Below are 16286 nucleotides of genomic sequence, written 5' to 3' on the forward strand. Positions count from 1 at the left end.
CGCCTCTGGATGGGTACGGATCAGACCGCCGAAAACGCGGGTCCGCAGCCCACCGAACAAGATTGCCGTCCGCACTGAAACAAGATTCCGGGTTCGCCGTAAAGACGTTTGGGATTCGACCAATCCACCCTGCCGACCGCTCCGAATCAGCGTTCGTCAGGCAAGTTGGGACTGAGGACGGACGGCATGACACCTATCTCCAGGAGCGGCTCGGGACGCAGGAGCATCGCGACCCTGATAGCCAGTGCGCTGGCCGCCGGCGGGCTCGCGGCCGCCGGTGTGGCCACGCTGGAACCGGGGGCGGCCTCCGCCTCCAGCCACCGGGAGGCCCCGCTCATCTCGGGGCAGCCCCAGTACGACAACACGGACCTGTACGCGTTCGTCAGCCCGGACAAGCCGGACACGACGACGCTCATCGCCAACTTCATCCCCATGGAGGAGCCGGCCGGCGGTCCGAACTTCTACCAGTTCGCGGATGACGCCCAGTACGACATCCACATCGACAACAACGGTGACGCGCAGGGCGAGTTGCTGCTGCGCTACACGTTCAACACGCAGATCAAGAACAAGAAGTCGTTCCTGTACAACACGGGCGTGGTCAGCAACCTGACCGACCCCGACCTGAACATCACGCAGACGTACGACCTCGAACTGATCAAGCTGAAGAAGCAGAAGGTCGTCTCCGAGACCAAGCTCGCCGACGACATCCCGGTGGCGCCGTCGGACGTCGGCAAGGCCTCGATGCCCGACTACGGCAAGCTGCGCGACCAGGCGATCTACAAGCTCTCGAACGGCGGGCAGACCTTCGCCGGCCAGGCCGACGACCCGTTCTTCGCGGACCTGCGCGTCTTCGACCTGCTGTACGGCGGGAACCTCTCCGAGGTCGGCCGGGACACCCTCAAGGGCTACAACGTCAACTCGATCGCGCTGCAGCTGCCCACGGACATGATCACGGAGTCCAAGAAGCAGCCGATCGTCGGCATCTGGTCGACCGTCCAGCGCAAGAACGCCCAGGGCTACTACGAGCAGGTCTCACGCCTGGGCAACCCGCTGGTCAACGAGGTCGTCAACCCGCTGAAGGACAAGGACAAGTTCAACGCGTCCTCGCCGTGGAACGACGGGCAGTTCCTGAAGAACGTGACCAACCCGGAGCTGCCGAAGCTCATCGAGGCCATCTACAAGATCAAGGCCCCGGCGGAGCCTCGCAACGACCTCGTCGACGTGTTCCTGAAGGGCGTCAAGGGCCTCAACCAGCCGCCGTACGTGCGGCCGGCGGAGGAGCTGCGCCTGAACACGTCCATCAAGCCGACGGCCTCTCCGAAGCGGCTGGGCGTCCTCGACGGTGACAACCAGGGCTTCCCGAACGGCCGTCGCCTCACCGACGACGTGATCGACGAGGCGCTCCAGGTCGTGGAGGGCGAACTCGTCGGTTCCAAGAACGACTTGGGCGACGCGGTGGACAAGAACGACAAGGGCTTCGGCAAGTACTTCCCGTACCTGGCCAACCCGACCGCCGGTTCGCGCGGTGCCACCGCCAAGGGTGTCGCCAGCGGCAGCGACGTCAAGAACCAGCTCGGCGACGCGCTGCAGCCGGCGTCCTCCGGCGGGATGAGCAACACCGGTCTGATCGCCGCCTCCGCGGGCGGTGGCGCGGCCGGGATCGCGCTGATCGGCGCGGGCCTGATGTGGTGGCGCCGGATGCGCAGCCGCGTGTACTAGGCCCTTTCGGACCGGGGCCGGGGCCTGACTCCCCGGCCCCCATCGACTGGCGCGGCCCGTTCCGTACCCATCCCCCACGGCCGGGCCGCGCCGCACAACCTTCTTTGACAGCACGCCGATTGAGGAGAGGGCATGGGCCCGCGCAGCAACGACACCGAAGGCTTCGAAGAGAGTGCCGAGGACGTCAGTGAGTCGTCTGCGGGCACCTCCGAAGAGGTGACCGACGTCGACGACGAGCGTGTCGCCGCCGTCCGTCGGGTGGGTGAGGCCGGTAAGCGGCTGCGGGCCGTCCAACTCGGCGGTACCGCCGTGCTGTTGGCCATCGCCCTCACCGGTGGGTCCATCGCCTTCGGGGCGCTTAGGGATCACGGCGGTACGAGTGTCGCCGCCGCTCCCAGCGCCATGTCCCCCGCGCTCCTCAACAGCGGGAACATCGACGCCAGCATCACCGCGTTGCAGGCCCAACTCCGGTCCCAGCCAAAGGACTACGGCAGCTGGGCCACCCTCGGGCTCGCATACGTCGAGCAGGCCCGCACCAAGGGCGACCCGTCCCGCTACCCGCAGGCCGACAAGGCGCTGAAGCGGTCCCTCGACATCAAGGCCGGCAACGAGCAGGCCGTCACCGGACAGGCCGCCCTCGCCGCCGCCCGGCACGACTTCAAGGACGCGCTGAAGTACGCGGACCAGGTGCTGAAGGAGAACCCCTACAGCCAGAACGCCCTCTCCTCCCGGATCGACGCCCTCGTCGAACTCGGCCGCTACGCCGACGCGTCGAAGGCCGCCGACACCGCGGACACCCGGCGCCCCGGCATCCCCGTCTTCACCCGGTATGCGTACGTGCACGAGCTGCGCGGCGACGTGAAGACGGCCCGGCGGGTGCTCGAACAGGCGCTCTCGGTCTCCAGCACCCCCGGCGACATCTCCTACGTCGCCGCCCAACTCGGGCTGCTCGCCTGGAACCAGGGCGACTACAAGAGCGCGCTCACCTATTACGCCCGGGCGCTGGCCGCCGACGACAACTACCTCCCGGCCCTGGAGGGCCGTGCCCGCGCCCAGTACGCGAGCGGCGACAAGGCCGCCGGGCTCAAGGGCATGGAGCAGGTCGTCGCCCGCTATCCGCTGCCCCAACCCCTCGTCGAACTCGGCGAGATGTACGAGGACCGGGGCAAGGACGGCGACAAGGCCAAGGCCCGCGACCAGTACGCCCTGGTCGACGCCTGGACCGCGCTCGCCCGCGCCAACGGCGTCAACGCCGACCTCGACACCGCGCTCGCCGCCGCCGACCACGGCGACAAGGCCTCCGCCCTGCGCGCCGCGCGCGCCGAGTGGGCCCGCCGCCACACCGTGCACACGGCGGACGCCCTCGCCTGGGCGCTGCACGTCAACGGCAAGGACGCCGAGGCCCTCCCGTACGCCAAGCAGGCCACGGCCACCGGCCTCCACAACGCCACGTTCCTCTACCACCGCGGCATGATCGAGCGCGCCACCGGCCACGCCGAGGACGCCCGCGCCTCCCTGCGGGCCGCGCTGAAGCTCAACGCCGGCTTCTCCCCGCTGGGCGCGAGCGAGGCCCGTAAGGCACTCAAGGACCTGGAGGCGGCCAAGTGAATCCCCGTCGGTTGCTCGCCTCCACCGGGGCCGTCCTCACGGCGGCCTGCGCGCTCGCGCTGATCCCTTCCACCAGCGCGAGCGCGCACCCCCTCGGCAACTTCACCGTCAACCGTTACGACGGCCTCGTCGCCGCCCCCGGCAAGCTCCGCGTCGACCACGTCGAGGACCTCGCCGAGATCCCGGCCACCCAGGCCAAGCCGGACATCGAGCGGCTCGGCATGAGCACCTGGGCGAAGGAGCGGTGCGACAAGGCCGCCGAGGGCAGCAAGCTCACCGTCGACGGGCGGGCGACGACCCTGACGGTCGGCGGCAGCAAGGCGCAGACCCGGCCCGGACAGGCCGGCCTCAACACCCTGCGGGTGGAGTGCCGGTTCACCGCGGAGCTGCCCGAAGCCAAGAACCTCACCGTCGGCTTCCACAGCGCGGGCGCCACGACCGGCCCCGGCTGGCGGGAGATCACCGCGCGCGGCGACCGGATGACGCTGACCGCGACGGACGTACCGAAGAAGTCGATCTCGGGTGAACTGACCAGCTACCCCAAGGAGTTGCTCTCCTCCCCCGCCGACACCTCGTCCGCGTCGCTGCGCGTGCGCCCCGGTGGACCGGCCCTGGTCGAGGACGAGACGAACGCTCCCGCCGCCTCCGTGCTGCCGCGCGGCGCCGACCGCTGGACCCGCGCCCTGGACTCCCTGGTCGCCCGGCACGACCTGACCTTCGGCTTCGCCGCGCTCGCCCTGCTCATCGCGGTCTTCCTGGGCGCGATGCACGCGCTCGCCCCGGGCCACGGCAAGACCCTGATGGCCGCCACGGCGGCGGCCCGCGGTGGCCGCGCCCGCCTCAAGGACGTCATGCCGCTGGCCGCGTCGGTCACGGTCACCCACACGCTGGGCGTCGTCGCGCTCGGCCTCCTGGTGACGGCCGGCTCCGCCGCCGCGCCCTCGGTGATCACCTGGCTGGGCATCGCGAGCGGCGTCCTGGTGATCATGGCGGGCGCGAGCCTGGTACGGCGGGCCTGGCGCAATCGCGGCCCCGGACACGGGCATGCGCACCCGCACCCCTCTGGCCCCGACGGCCACACCCACGACCACCCCCACGGGACCGGCCACACGCACGACCACCCCCACCCCCACACGCACGACACCGAGGAGACCGAGGAACGCGCCCTGGTCCTGGTCGCCGCCCACGCGGAGACCACTTCGGCGACCACGGAGACCCACCCGCACACGCACTCCCCCGGGCACAGCCACGATCACGACCACTCACACAGTCACGATCACGGCCACACGCATGCCCACAGCCACCACACGCACGACCACTCCGACACCATCGAGCACACCCACGGCGGCTTCACCCACACCCACTCCATCGCCCCGACCCTCCGCGGCACGATCCTGCTCGGCTTCGCCGGTGGTCTCGTGCCGAGCCCGTCCGCGGTCGTGGTGCTGGTCGGCGCGATGGCGCTGGGGCAGGCCTGGTTCGGGCTGCTGCTCGTCGTCGCGTACGGCGTGGGGCTCGCCCTCACCCTCACCGCGGCCGGGTTCGCGGTGGTCAAGCTGGGTACGGGAATGAACCGGGTGCTGGACAGGCGCCCCCGCTGGACCACCCACCCGATGGCGACCCTGATCCGCCGGGCGACCCCGCTGGCGTCGGCGTTCCTCGTCGTGGCGCTGGGGATCGGATTGGTTCTCAAGGGGGCGGCATCCGCACTCGGCTGAGCTACGTTTGTGAAGAAAACGCGCGGAGTGGAGAAATCGCACGGATGCGAATGGGGGACGCCCGTGTCCGAAGAACCGGGCAGTGAACGTCTGATCGCGGGCCGCTACCGTCTCCTGTCCCCTCTCGGCGAGGGCGGCATGGGCACGGTGTGGCGGGCCCGCGACGAGGTCCTGCACCGCGAGGTCGCCGTCAAGGAGGTGCGCGCGCCCGCCGGGCTGCCGGCCCAGGACGTGGAGCGGATGTACGCCCGTCTGGAGCGCGAGGCGTGGGCGGCCGCGCGGGTCGCCAACCGCAACGTTGTCACGGTGTACGACGTGGCCACGCAGGACGGCCGCCCGTGGATCGTGATGGAGCTGGTCCGCGGTATCTCGCTGGCCGAACTGCTGGACGCCGAGGGCCCGTTGGAGCCACAGCGGGTCGCGCACATCGGCGCCGAGGTGCTGGCCGCGCTGCGGGCCGCACACGAGGCCGGGGTGCTCCACCGGGACGTGAAGCCGGCCAACGTACTGCTGTCGAACGACGGCCGGGTGGTGCTCACCGACTTCGGCATCGCGCAGGTCGAGGGCAGTTCGGCGCTGACGATGACGGGCGAGGTGATCGGCTCGCCCGAATTCCTGGCCCCCGAGCGGGCGTTGGGACGCACCCCCGGCCCCGAGTCGGACCTGTGGTCGCTGGGCGTGCTGCTGTACGCGGCCGTCGAGGGCAACTCCCCCTTCCGCCAGAACACCCCGCTGAGCACCCTGCGCGCGATCGTCGACGAGGAGCTGCCGCCGCCGCTGCGGGCCGGCCCGCTCACCCCGGTCGTGGAGGGCCTGCTGCGCAAGGACCCCGCCGAGCGGCTCTCCGCAGACCGGGCCGAGCAGGACCTGCGGATCGTCGCGGCCGGGGGCACGCCCCGCACGAACGGCTTCCAGGCGACGCCGTACCCGTCGACGATCGCGGCCTACCCGGAGCAGGCGCCGACTCAGCAGACGCCGTATACGACCCCCCGCACCCAGCCGGTGCCGAGCCCGGGTACGACCGCCACCGCCGCCCCGCCGCCGGACCGCAACCGCCGTGCCGGGGTCGTCCTGATCGTCGGCGTGGTGGTCCTCGCGCTGGCGCTGGCCGGGCTGACGTACGGGCTGCTGAACCGGGACAACGGCAGTGGGGACAACAACACCGGCAGCGACAACACCCGCTCCGACACGGCGACTTCGGCCGGCCCCACCGACACGAACCCCGGCGGCGACACCACGCCGAGCAAGAGCAGCAGCCCGAGTTCCACGCCGCAGTCGGTCAGCGTGACGCTGACGGGGTCCAACACGGAGTACTCCGGCAGCTGTCCGCCCGACCAGAGCGACGCACCCGGCTTCACGGCGACGATCTCGGTGGGGAGGCTCCCGGCCGAGGTCAGCTATCGCTGGGTGTCGAAGGACGGGCAGGTGATGGATCCGGGGTGGAAGACCATGTCCTTCCCGGAGGGCGGCGGCAAGTCCAAGCAGGACAGGGCGTTCGTGACGACGTACGACAAGACCGGGACCTTCAGCAACTCGATCAGTGTCGAGGTGCGTTCGCCGAAGGCGACTACGTCCAACTCTGTGCCGTTCTCGGTGACCTGTGTGGGGGAGACCCCGACGGGCGGGGCCTCCCCCAGTACTTCGGCGTCGCCTTCGCAGTGAGAAGGACGCGTGGTCAGGCCGCGCTGGTCAGCACGGGCAGATAGCCGCCGGACTGGCCGGACGCGGTCGGGTGGTAGGACTCGCCGATGTTGAGCAGGTTGAGGCTGTGCAGCCACGCGCTGCCGGAGCAGAGCTCGTGGCCGGTGAAGGTGGAGCGGACGTCACCGAAGGTGAAGCCGTGGTCGGCCGCGGCCTTGGCGGTGGCGGTGTCCAGGTAGTCGGCCGCGTCGTTGATCGCCTTCCGCTTGGTCTCGGAGAGGCCGACGCAGGTGGTGCCGAGTTTGTAGAAGCGGGGGTAGCCGAGGACGACGACGTGGGCGTTCGGGGCCTTGCTGCTGATCGCCGAGTAGACGTTGTCGAGCTGACCCGGGAGCGTCGAGTCGACGTACGCCTTCGCGGTGTTGATGCGTGAGAGGCAGGCGCTGTCGGACTGGAGCACACAGGTCGTCATGACGTCGGAGAAACCGGCGTCGTTGCCGCCGATGCTGATGGAGACCAGGCCGGTCGAGGTGGTGAGGGTGCCCAGCTGGTTGGCCAGGACATCACCCGTACGAGCGCCCGAGCAGGCCTTGAAGCTGAACGACGAGGGTGAATGGGCGGCCGCCCACAGGTAGGGGTAGGCCTTGGTGCTCTGCTTGCAGTCGCCGCTGGACGAGATGTAACTGCCCGCGCCGACACCGGAGGAGTACGAGTCGCCGAGGGCCACATAGGGGGCTGTGGCGGCGTGGGCCGTACCGGTCCCGGTGAGGACGGCGGCGACGGCGAGGAGGAACGAGCCGACGTAAGCGGCAAGTCGGGAACGTCTCATGGAACCTCCCTTTAGCAGGATCTCTGCCACAACTGTCGTAGCAACTACGCGCATTGACGGGAAGTGTCCATGCCAAAAGCAATGTTGATTACGTGCGCATGACAGGTTTGTTGACGCCTCCTCAACTCCCTTTCTCTATGCCCGTAGATGGGCCACTCTTTACTCCGGCGTTGCCTTACCCAGGCGCGCTTCCCCCCATGGAGGAGGACTCCCTCGTCATGGCACAACCACGTAGCAAGAGGTTCCGTTTCGCCGCCGCCACCGGCCTGGCGACCGCCGCCCTCGTCGGCGGACTCACCGCTCTCCCCGCCCAGGCCGCCCCGGCACAGGGCAAGGTCCTCGCCGCCGGCTCCCCCACGGCCGTCAAGGACAGCTACATCGTCACCCTGAAGAAGGGCGCCGGCTTCAAGGCGGCCTCGACCACGGGCAAGGGTCTGATCAAGGAGTACGGCGGCACGGTCAGGAAGACCTTCGACACCGTGCTCAACGGGTATACGGCCACCCTCACCGCGAGCGAGGCGAAGAGACTCGCGGCCGACCCGTCGGTGGCCTCGGTCGAGCAGAACCAGCGCGTCCAGCTGGCCGACACCACGCAGTCCAGCGCCCCCTGGGGCCTGGACCGCATCGACCAGACCTCGCTTCCGCTCTCCGGGACGTACACCTACCCGGACACCGCGGGCAGCGGCGTGACGGTGTACGTCATCGACACCGGCGTCCGGATCACCCACACCCAGATCAGCGGCCGTGCCTCCTACGGCTACGACGCGGTCGACGGCGACACCACCGCCTCCGACGGCAACGGCCACGGCACCCATGTGGCCACCACGATCGCGGGCACCACCTACGGCGTCGCCAAGAAGGCGAACATCGTGGCGGTCCGGGTGCTGGACAACAGCGGCTCCGGCACCACCGCGGGCGTCATCGACGGCATCGAGTGGGTCACCGAGAACCACACCGCCCCGGCCGTCGCCAACATGTCGCTGGGCGGCTCCGCCTCCACCTCGCTGGACACCGCGGTCGCCAACTCCATAGCCAGCGGCGTCACCTACGCGGTGGCGGCGGGCAACAGCTCGGCCAACGCCTCCTCGTACTCCCCGGCCCGCGTCTCCACCGCGATCACGGTCGGCGCGACCACCAGCTCGGACGCCAGGGCGAGTTACTCCAACTACGGCTCGGTCCTGGACATCTTCGCGCCCGGCTCCTCGATCCTCGCGGGCTACAACACCAGCGACACCGCGACCGCCACGCTCTCCGGCACCTCCATGGCCACCCCGCACGTCGCGGGCGCCGCGGCGGTCTACCTCGCGGGCCACACCTCGGCCACCCCGGCCACCGTCGCCTCGGCGCTGGTCAACGGCGCCACCTCGGGCGTGCTGACCAGCGTGGGCACCGGCTCACCGAACAAGCTCCTCAAGCTGGTCCCGTAACACCGCACCGCACGATCTGAACACCAGTTCCCCGGAGGCAGCCGGCGCCTCCGGGGAACACACGTTTAAGACTGCATAAGAACCGGTAAGGGACTTCTTCCGCGTCTTGACTCCCCCTGTTGCACTGCGCGACATTGAAGTCCGGCATCCGGCGCGCTGGGGGGCAAAGTCGCCAATGCAGACCATCCGTATCAAGAGACCATCGAACGACGGGGATCTGACACCGCTGCTCGCGGGTGCGGCCACCGCCGTTGGGGGATTCGGCGCGATTCTCGCGCTTGTCGACTCGAGCTCGCCGCTGCGCGGCCCGCTCACCTTGTTCTTCCTGCTCGCCGCACCGGCGACCGCCGTCGCGGCCGCCCTGCGCGGGCTGGAACCCTTCGGCCGGACGCTCGCCGCCATCGCGGGCGCGGTCGTGATCGACATGCTGGTGGCACAAGGGATGCTCGCCGTCCACCGCTGGTCCGTCCACGGCGGGATCATCGCCGTGACCGTGATCAGCTGTCTCCTTCTTCTTCTAAGTTGTGTAACGGTCAAACCAACAAAAATGTGAGGCCCGGTTTCAGGCCTTGCCATACGGGTTCAATCATCAATACCGTCGTAATCTCACCCGCATCGGTCCATCATCGAGCGGCTCATGGGGAGGGCTCAAGGACCGCGATGGCTTCCGGCGCGGGGCGCGGTAGGGGGGTGCCGTACTCGGTGACCGCACTTGTGACCGGGTCGTGCCGCGCGACCGGCTGCCGTTGATCGCGGCAGACGGCCAGCTTTGCCAGCTCGCCTCGGCGTGCGTGTAGTTCCATCTCGTCATGCCACAGGCGTGAAACCCCCCTTTCGAACCGGACACGATCCGGGCCGCCCAGGGGCGGGCGGTCCACCGGACGAGAGGGACCAAGACTCATGAGTTCTGTTGTTCGGCCCAACTACCGGCCGATCTCCTCACATCTGGCCATCGCGCCACCGGTGAGCGTGGTGATTCCCGCCATGAACGAGGCGGAGAATCTCCCCTACGTCTTCAAGACGCTGCCGGACTGGATACACGAAGTCGTCCTCGTGGACGGCAACTCCACGGACGGCACCGTCGAAGTGGCCCGCGGTCTGTGGCCCGACGTCAAGGTCGTCGAGCAGCGCGGCAAGGGCAAGGGGGATGCCCTGATCACCGGCTTCGAGGCGTGCAGCGGCGACATCATCGTGATGGTCGACGCGGACGGCTCGGCCGACGGCAACGAGATCGTGTCGTACGTCTCCGCCCTGGTCTCGGGCGCGGACTTCGCCAAGGGCTCCCGCTTCGCCAACGGCGGCGGCACCGACGACATGACCTTCATCCGCAAGCTCGGCAACTGGGCGCTGTGCACCATCGTCAACCGCAAGTTCGGCGCCCGCTACACCGATCTCTGCTACGGGTACAACGCGTTCTGGCGCCACTGCCTGGACAAGATCTCCCTCGACTGCACCGGCTTCGAGATCGAGACCCTGATCAACATCCGGGTGGTCAAGGCGGGTCTCAAGGTGCAGGAGATCCCGAGCTACGAGTACCTGCGCATCCACGGCGCGAGCAATCTGCGGGCCGTGCGCGACGGGTTCCGGGTGCTCAAGGTCATCCTCAAGGAGCGGTCGAACCGCAGGGAGCTGCGCCGGCAGGAACACCACTCGCCGATGCTCGACTCCGCCCGGCTCGACTCGGTGCGGGGAGAGGTGTCTTGAGCGATCCCGACATCTCCGTCGTGATCTGCGTCTACACCGAGGACCGCTGGGAGGACATCCTCGCGGCGGTCTCCTCGGTGCGGGCGCAGTCCAGGCCTGCCCTGGAGACCCTGCTCGTCGTCGACCACAACCCGGCCCTGCTGGACCGGCTGACCAAGGAGTACAAGGAAGTCCACGAGGTCGAGGTGCTCGCGAACGCCGGTCCGCGCGGTCTGTCCGCCGGCCGCAACACCGGTATCGCCGCCTCCCGCGGCGAGGTGATCGCCTTCCTCGACGACGACGCCGTGGCCGAGCGGGAGTGGCTGCGGCGCTTCGCCGAGGGGTACGCCGACCCGCGGGTGATGGCCGTCGGCGGCCGCACGATGCCGATCTGGGCGTCCGGCCGCCGTCCGGCCTGGTTCCCCGAGGAGTTCGACTGGGTGGTGGGCTGCACGTACAAGGGCCTGCCCCCGGGCCGGGTCCGGGTGCGCAACGTCCTGGGCGGCAACGCCTCATTCCGTCGTACGGCGTTCGACGCGGCCGGGGGCTTCGCGACCGGCATCGGGCGCGACGGCGACAAGCGGCCGCTGGGCTGCGAGGAGACGGAGCTGTGCATCCGCCTCAGCCGCGCCAGACCGGACGCCGTCCTGCTGATCGACGACCGTGCGGTGATCCACCACCGGGTGCCCGAGGCGCGCGAGCACTTCGGGTACTTCCGCACGCGCGCCTACGCCGAGGGCCTCTCCAAGGCACTGGTGGCGCGAAGTGTGGGCGCGGACAAGGGACTTGAGTCCGAGCGCCGGTACGCCACCCGGGTGCTGCCGAGCGGTGTGGCGCGCGGGCTGCGGGACGCGGCGCTGGCCCGGAGGGGCGGTGCGGGCCGCGCGGGCGCGATCGTCGCCGGAGTGCTGACGGCGGCCGGCGGGTACGTCGTGGGGAGTCTGCGCGCCCGCCGTGGCGGAGCGACGTTCGACGTCGTCGGGATCGAGGGGGATTCTCATGGCTGACACTCCGGTGCCGATCCTGATGTACCACTCGGTCGCGACCGCGCCGAACGACGCCACCCGTGAACTGTCGGTGGCGCCGGAGGCGTTCGCGGAGCAGCTGGCGCTGATCGGCGACCTCGGGTTCACGCCGGTCAACACGGCAGATCTGGCCGCGAGTTGGCGCTTCTCCCGCCCGCTGCCCAGGCGCCCCCTGCTGATCACCTTCGATGACGGCTACGAGGGCGTGCACCGGCACGCCCTGCCCGTGCTCGCCAAGCACGGCTTCGCGTCCACGCTGTTCGTCTCCACGGGCTGGATCAAGGGCGCGTACGACACCGGAGGCGGCCTCGACACGATGCTCGGCTGGGACCAGGTGCGCGAACTGGCCGCCGCGGACGTGGAGATCGGCGGCCACAGCCACACCCACCCCCAGCTCGACCAGCTCGACGACGACACCCTGCGCCATGAGCTGATCCACTGCAAGGAGATCGTCGCCGACGAACTGGGCAGCGTCCCGGCCTCCTTCGCCTACCCCTACGGCTACTCCAGCCGCCGGGTCCGCGAGGCAGTGCGCGAGACGGGTTACACCCAGGCGCTCGCCGTCGGCAACGGCCTCGCGCGCCGCCGTCAGGGCCCGTACGCGCTGCAACGCGTCACCGTGCGCCGCAGCACCGGGATCGAGGAGTTCGAGCGGCTGGTCGAGGGCCGTTCGATCGCCCGCAACTTCGCCAGGGACCGTGCCCTCACCAAGGGGTACGCCATGGTCCGCAGAGCACGCCAGGTCCGCCGGAAGGCCATCCGTTCCCGTGTCTGACACGACGACCACAACCGAGGCGGCATCGCCCCCGACCGAGGCGCCCGAGCAGTCGGGGCGCCGCTTCCGCCTGCCCGGCCTGGGCCGGGGAAAGGGCGGCAATCAGCTGTTCCGCAACGCCTACGCCCTGATGCTGAACACCGGCATCTCGGCCGTACTGGGCCTGGGGTACTGGCTGGTGGCCGCGCGCTACTACTCCGAATCCGCCGTGGGCCAGGGTTCCGCCGCGATCGCGGCGATGAAGCTGCTGGCCGGCCTGACCGCGGTCACCCTCACGGGCGCTCTGGCCCGCTTCATCCCGGTGGCGGGCCGCGCCACCGGGCGGCTCATCTTCCGTACGTATGCGGGCAGTTCACTGATCGTGGCGCTCGCGGCCGGGGTCTTCCTGCTGACGCTGGGCGTGTGGGGGCCGTCGTACCACTTCCTGCACGGGCCGGTGGCGGGCCTCGGGTTCATCGTGGCCGTCATCGCCTGGAACGTGCTCACGCTGCAGGACGGTGTGCTCACCGGGCTCAGGAGCGCGCCCTGGGTGCCGGTGGGCAACACCGTCTTCTCGGCGGTGAAGCTGGCGCTGCTGATCGCGCTGGCCGCGGCGATCCCGGTGACCGGTGTCTTCGTCTCCTGGGTGGCGGCGATCGCGTTCTCGGTCGTGCCGCTGGGCCTGCTGGTCTTCCGCCGGCTGGTCCCCCGGCACATCAAGGCCACCGAGGGCCACGCGCATCCGCCGACGCTCAAGGAGATCGGCAAGTTCCTCGCGGGCGACTACACGGGCTCGCTGTTCTCGCTCGCCGTGGTCTACCTGGTGCCGGTGATCATCGCCTCGCAGGTCAGCTCCGAGGACAACGCGTACTTCTACATCACCACGACCATAGGCGGCACGGTCAACCTGCTCGCCATCAACATGGGCGCCTCGCTGACCGTGGAGGGCTCGCACGACCCGGGCCGGCTGGCCGCCAACACCCGCGCGGCGCTGAAGCGGATGGCCCGGATCATGCTGCCGATCTGCGGGCTGCTGTTCATCGGGGCGCCCTGGATCCTCGGCGTGTTCGGCGCGGGCTACGCGGACGCGGCGACCCCGCTGCTGCGCTGGTTCGCGGTCGGCGCGCTGCTGCGGGTCTGCATGGAGACGTACTTCGCGGTGCTGCGCGCGCAGAGCCGCACGGCCGGACTCGCCTGGCTGCAGGGCCTGTTGTGCGTCCTGGTGCTCGGCCTGACGCTATTGCTGCTCCCCCGCATGGGGCTGACCGGCGCCGGTGTCGCCGAGATCTCCTCGCTCGCGGTGATCGTGATGATCGCCGCGCCGAAGCTCTACAAGACCATCAGGGCCGTCCCCGCCGCCGTGCCCGAGCACGCGGCACCCGACGGGGACCTCGCCGACCTGGGGGCGCGCGAGGTCCCGGCGAGCGACAGGCCCCGCAAACGCGGTCCGGCCTGGGCGCTGGACACCGACACCCTGGCGCTCGGCATCCACGTGGACTTCGACCACCTGGAGCGCCGCCCGGACGTGCGCCCCGGGCCCGGAACTCCGCCCACCGGAACGCCGGTCGTCCGCCCGGACCACCGGCCGACCTGGGCGAAGAACCCGGAGGTCGGGCTCCCCGTACAAGAGCGCGAGCCGGGCACGGAGGCCTCGCTCGGCCCGGCCGAGATCGAGGTGGACGCGCCCTTCGAGGCGGAGTTCGAGCGGCGGGTCGTACCAGAGGAGGGGTTCGAACGGGAGGCCGGACCGGAGCCGGGCGCGTCGCTCGTACGGGAAGAGGCGCCGGTACGGGAGGAAGCGCCCGTCCGTGAGCCGGAACCGCCCGCCGCAGTCCCGTGGCGCGAGCGGCTGCGGCCGTCCCGGCTCGGGGTCGTCCTCGGCAGTCTGCTGGCCGCCGCCCTCCTGCTGTACTGGGTGCCGGCGCTGCGCCTGGACGAGGCCGACCTGGACCGGATGGGCGGGCTCGGGCTGATCTCGATCCTGCCGCTGCCCACGCTGGTCGGGGCCGCGCTGCTGGTCGCGGTGTTCGCCTCGCTGCTGTGGCTGGGCCGTGAGCACAAGGCGCTGCTGCTGGTCACCCTCCTCGCGACCGTGGTCTCGCTGCACGCGCTGCCCGCGGTGATCGAGACCGAGCCGCGGTTCCCGACCGCCTACCAGCACCTCGGCTTCCTGGACTACATCGACCGCACCGGGTCGGCGGTACCGGACCTGGACGCGCGCTGGAGCTGGCCGGGCTTCTTCGCGGTGGCCGCGTTCGTCACCAAAGCCTGCGGGATGACGGACCTCACCGACCTCATCCGCTGGTGGCCGCTGACCATCCAACTCCTCTACCTGGCACCGATGTTCCTCCTCGTGCGCTCGATGCGGGCGAGCTGGCGGGCCAAGTGGACCGGCATCTGGATCTTCGTGCTCAGCGGCTGGGTCGGCCAGGACTACTTCTCACCGCAGGGCTTCACCTACCTGCTGTACCTGGCGTTCGTCGCGATCCTGCTGGTCTGGTTCCGCGAACCGCGCGTGATCTGGACGAAGAAGCGGCCGGGCGAGCTGGAGGTCGAGCCGACCACCCGGCGCCAGAAGGCGGTCCTGCTCGGCGTGCTGATCGGCCTGTTCGCGGCGAGCGTCCCGGCGCACCAGCTGACCCCGTTCGTCATGCTGGGCGTGCTCGCGGTGCTCGTCCTGATCGGCCGCTCCGAACTGCGCGGCCTGCCCATCCTGTTCGGCGTGCTGGTCGCCGTCTGGGTGGGCTTCATGGCCGAGCCGTACTGGTCCGGGCACTTCAACGAACTGTTCGGCGGGGTCGGCGGAGTCGGCAGCAATGTCTCCACCTCGGTCTCCGGCCGTATCCAGGGCGGCAGTTCGACCCACAAGCTCGTCCTCTACACCCGCGTCCTGCTGGCCGGCGGGGTCATGCTCTTCGCCTGCTGGGGCTGGTGGCGCCGCCGCGACCACAAGTACCGCGAGCGCTCGCTGCTGGTGCTCACCTTCGTCCCGTTCCTGGGCTTCGGCATGCAGTCGTACGGCGGCGAGATGGCGCTGCGCGTCTTCATGTTCGCGGTGCCCGGCGCGGCCCTGCTGGCCGGACTCGCCCTGTTCCCGCGCACCGGGGTGACCGCCGAGGAGCGGGACAAGGACAAGGTCAGCCTCGCCCCGCTGGCGGCGCTGATGGCGGGCCTGCTCCTCATGGGCGGCTTCCTGGTGGCCCGCTGGGGCAACGAGCCGTTCGAGCGGGTGCGGCCCGGCGAGGTCGCCGCCATGGACTACGTGTACGCCCACGACAAACCGACGGTCCGGCTGCTGTGGCTCAGCAACGACACGGTGAACGACGTGACGCCGGCGCTGCCGTGGGGCGCGAAGGACATGGAGAAGGTCGACTACATGCCCACACTGGCACCGGCCGACCCGGTGCTGGTCTCCGGCCTGGTCAAGGCGCTCAAGGACGCGGGTCCCAACTCGTACCTGATGATCAACGAGAGTCAGGTGACGTACCTCCAGATGGACGTGGGCTACTCGGCCAGCTGGGAGCCCCGGCTGATCCAGAACCTGGACCAGCGGACGGAGTTGAAGAAGGTCTTCGTCAACGACGACGCCGTCGTCTACGCCCTGAAGAAGCAGCCCGAGGGCAAGGTGCCGCAGCCGGACCCGGGTCCGATCGGTCCGCAGATCACCTGGACGCCGTGGTCGGTCGTGGGCGCCCTGGCCGCTCTCGCGCTGATCGTGATGCTGACGGCTCGCGAGGTGGTACGGGTCGCGATGCGGCCGAGCGTGCGTCAACTGCGCTGGATGCAGAGCAGCTTCTGGTTCTCGCTGCCCCTGCTGGCGGTGCTGCTGGCCTCGCTGGTCCAGAGATTCCTGACGATGAAGTAGCGCGTCCCTCAAGGGAC

General features: G+C 70.0%; 11 protein-coding genes. 10 read left to right on the forward strand and 1 reads right to left on the reverse strand.

Annotated elements, in window-relative coordinates; all coding sequences use genetic code 11:
- The first annotated feature begins 186 nt into the window (after positions 1–186).
- The 4 genes from ABZ848_RS43195 (at position 187) to ABZ848_RS43210 (ending at position 6707) form a co-directional block, all read left to right on the forward strand.
- Complete coding sequence (locus ABZ848_RS43195) at positions 187–1719, forward strand: DUF4331 domain-containing protein (protein WP_360840987.1); 1533 nt, start codon at positions 187–189, stop codon at positions 1717–1719.
- 132 nt (positions 1720–1851) lie between these two features.
- A complete protein-coding gene (locus ABZ848_RS43200) occupies positions 1852–3327 on the forward strand; it encodes a tetratricopeptide repeat protein (protein WP_360840989.1) in 1476 nt (491 codons plus the stop codon).
- Positions 3324–5045 carry a sulfite exporter TauE/SafE family protein gene (locus tag ABZ848_RS43205; RefSeq protein ID WP_360840991.1) on the forward strand — a complete coding sequence of 574 codons (1722 nt, stop codon included), beginning with the start codon at positions 3324–3326 and terminating at the stop codon, positions 5043–5045. The genes ABZ848_RS43200 and ABZ848_RS43205 overlap by 4 nt, the downstream gene beginning before the upstream one ends.
- 63 nt (positions 5046–5108) lie before the next feature.
- On the forward strand, positions 5109–6707 hold the full coding sequence (locus ABZ848_RS43210) for a serine/threonine-protein kinase (RefSeq protein ID WP_360840993.1): 1599 nt from the start codon (positions 5109–5111) through the stop codon (positions 6705–6707).
- Between the two features lie 13 nt (positions 6708–6720).
- On the opposite strand, the gene ABZ848_RS43215 is transcribed toward ABZ848_RS43210, so the two are convergent.
- Positions 6721–7515, reverse strand: coding sequence for an SGNH/GDSL hydrolase family protein (locus ABZ848_RS43215; protein WP_360840994.1), 795 nt, complete (start codon positions 7513–7515; stop codon positions 6721–6723).
- A 218-nt stretch (positions 7516–7733) separates the two neighbouring features.
- Here ABZ848_RS43215 and ABZ848_RS43220 point away from each other — a divergent pair, with 218 nt between their 5' ends.
- The 6 genes from ABZ848_RS43220 (at position 7734) to ABZ848_RS43245 (ending at position 16269) form a co-directional block, all read left to right on the forward strand.
- Positions 7734–8942 (forward strand): S8 family peptidase, encoded by a 1209-nt coding sequence (locus ABZ848_RS43220; RefSeq protein WP_360840996.1) that lies wholly within the window; start codon positions 7734–7736, stop codon positions 8940–8942.
- A 175-nt stretch (positions 8943–9117) separates the two neighbouring features.
- A complete protein-coding gene (locus ABZ848_RS43225; RefSeq protein WP_360840998.1) occupies positions 9118–9495 on the forward strand; it encodes a hypothetical protein in 378 nt (125 codons plus the stop codon).
- Between the two features lie 347 nt (positions 9496–9842).
- A complete protein-coding gene (locus ABZ848_RS43230) occupies positions 9843–10646 on the forward strand; it encodes a glycosyltransferase family 2 protein (RefSeq protein ID WP_360840999.1) in 804 nt (267 codons plus the stop codon).
- A complete protein-coding gene (locus tag ABZ848_RS43235) occupies positions 10643–11632 on the forward strand; it encodes a glycosyltransferase family 2 protein (protein ID WP_360841001.1) in 990 nt (329 codons plus the stop codon). The genes ABZ848_RS43230 and ABZ848_RS43235 overlap by 4 nt, the downstream gene beginning before the upstream one ends.
- A complete protein-coding gene (locus tag ABZ848_RS43240; protein ID WP_360841002.1) occupies positions 11625–12425 on the forward strand; it encodes a polysaccharide deacetylase family protein in 801 nt (266 codons plus the stop codon). Before ABZ848_RS43235 ends, ABZ848_RS43240 begins: the two co-directional genes overlap by 8 nt.
- Positions 12418–16269 carry a lipopolysaccharide biosynthesis protein gene (locus tag ABZ848_RS43245; RefSeq protein ID WP_360841003.1) on the forward strand — a complete coding sequence of 1284 codons (3852 nt, stop codon included), beginning with the start codon at positions 12418–12420 and terminating at the stop codon, positions 16267–16269. The genes ABZ848_RS43240 and ABZ848_RS43245 overlap by 8 nt, the downstream gene beginning before the upstream one ends.
- The last annotated feature ends 17 nt before the right edge of the window (positions 16270–16286 follow it).

Source organism: Streptomyces sp. NPDC047081 (assembly GCF_040643775.1).
Lineage (GTDB): Bacteria > Actinomycetota > Actinomycetes > Streptomycetales > Streptomycetaceae > Streptomyces.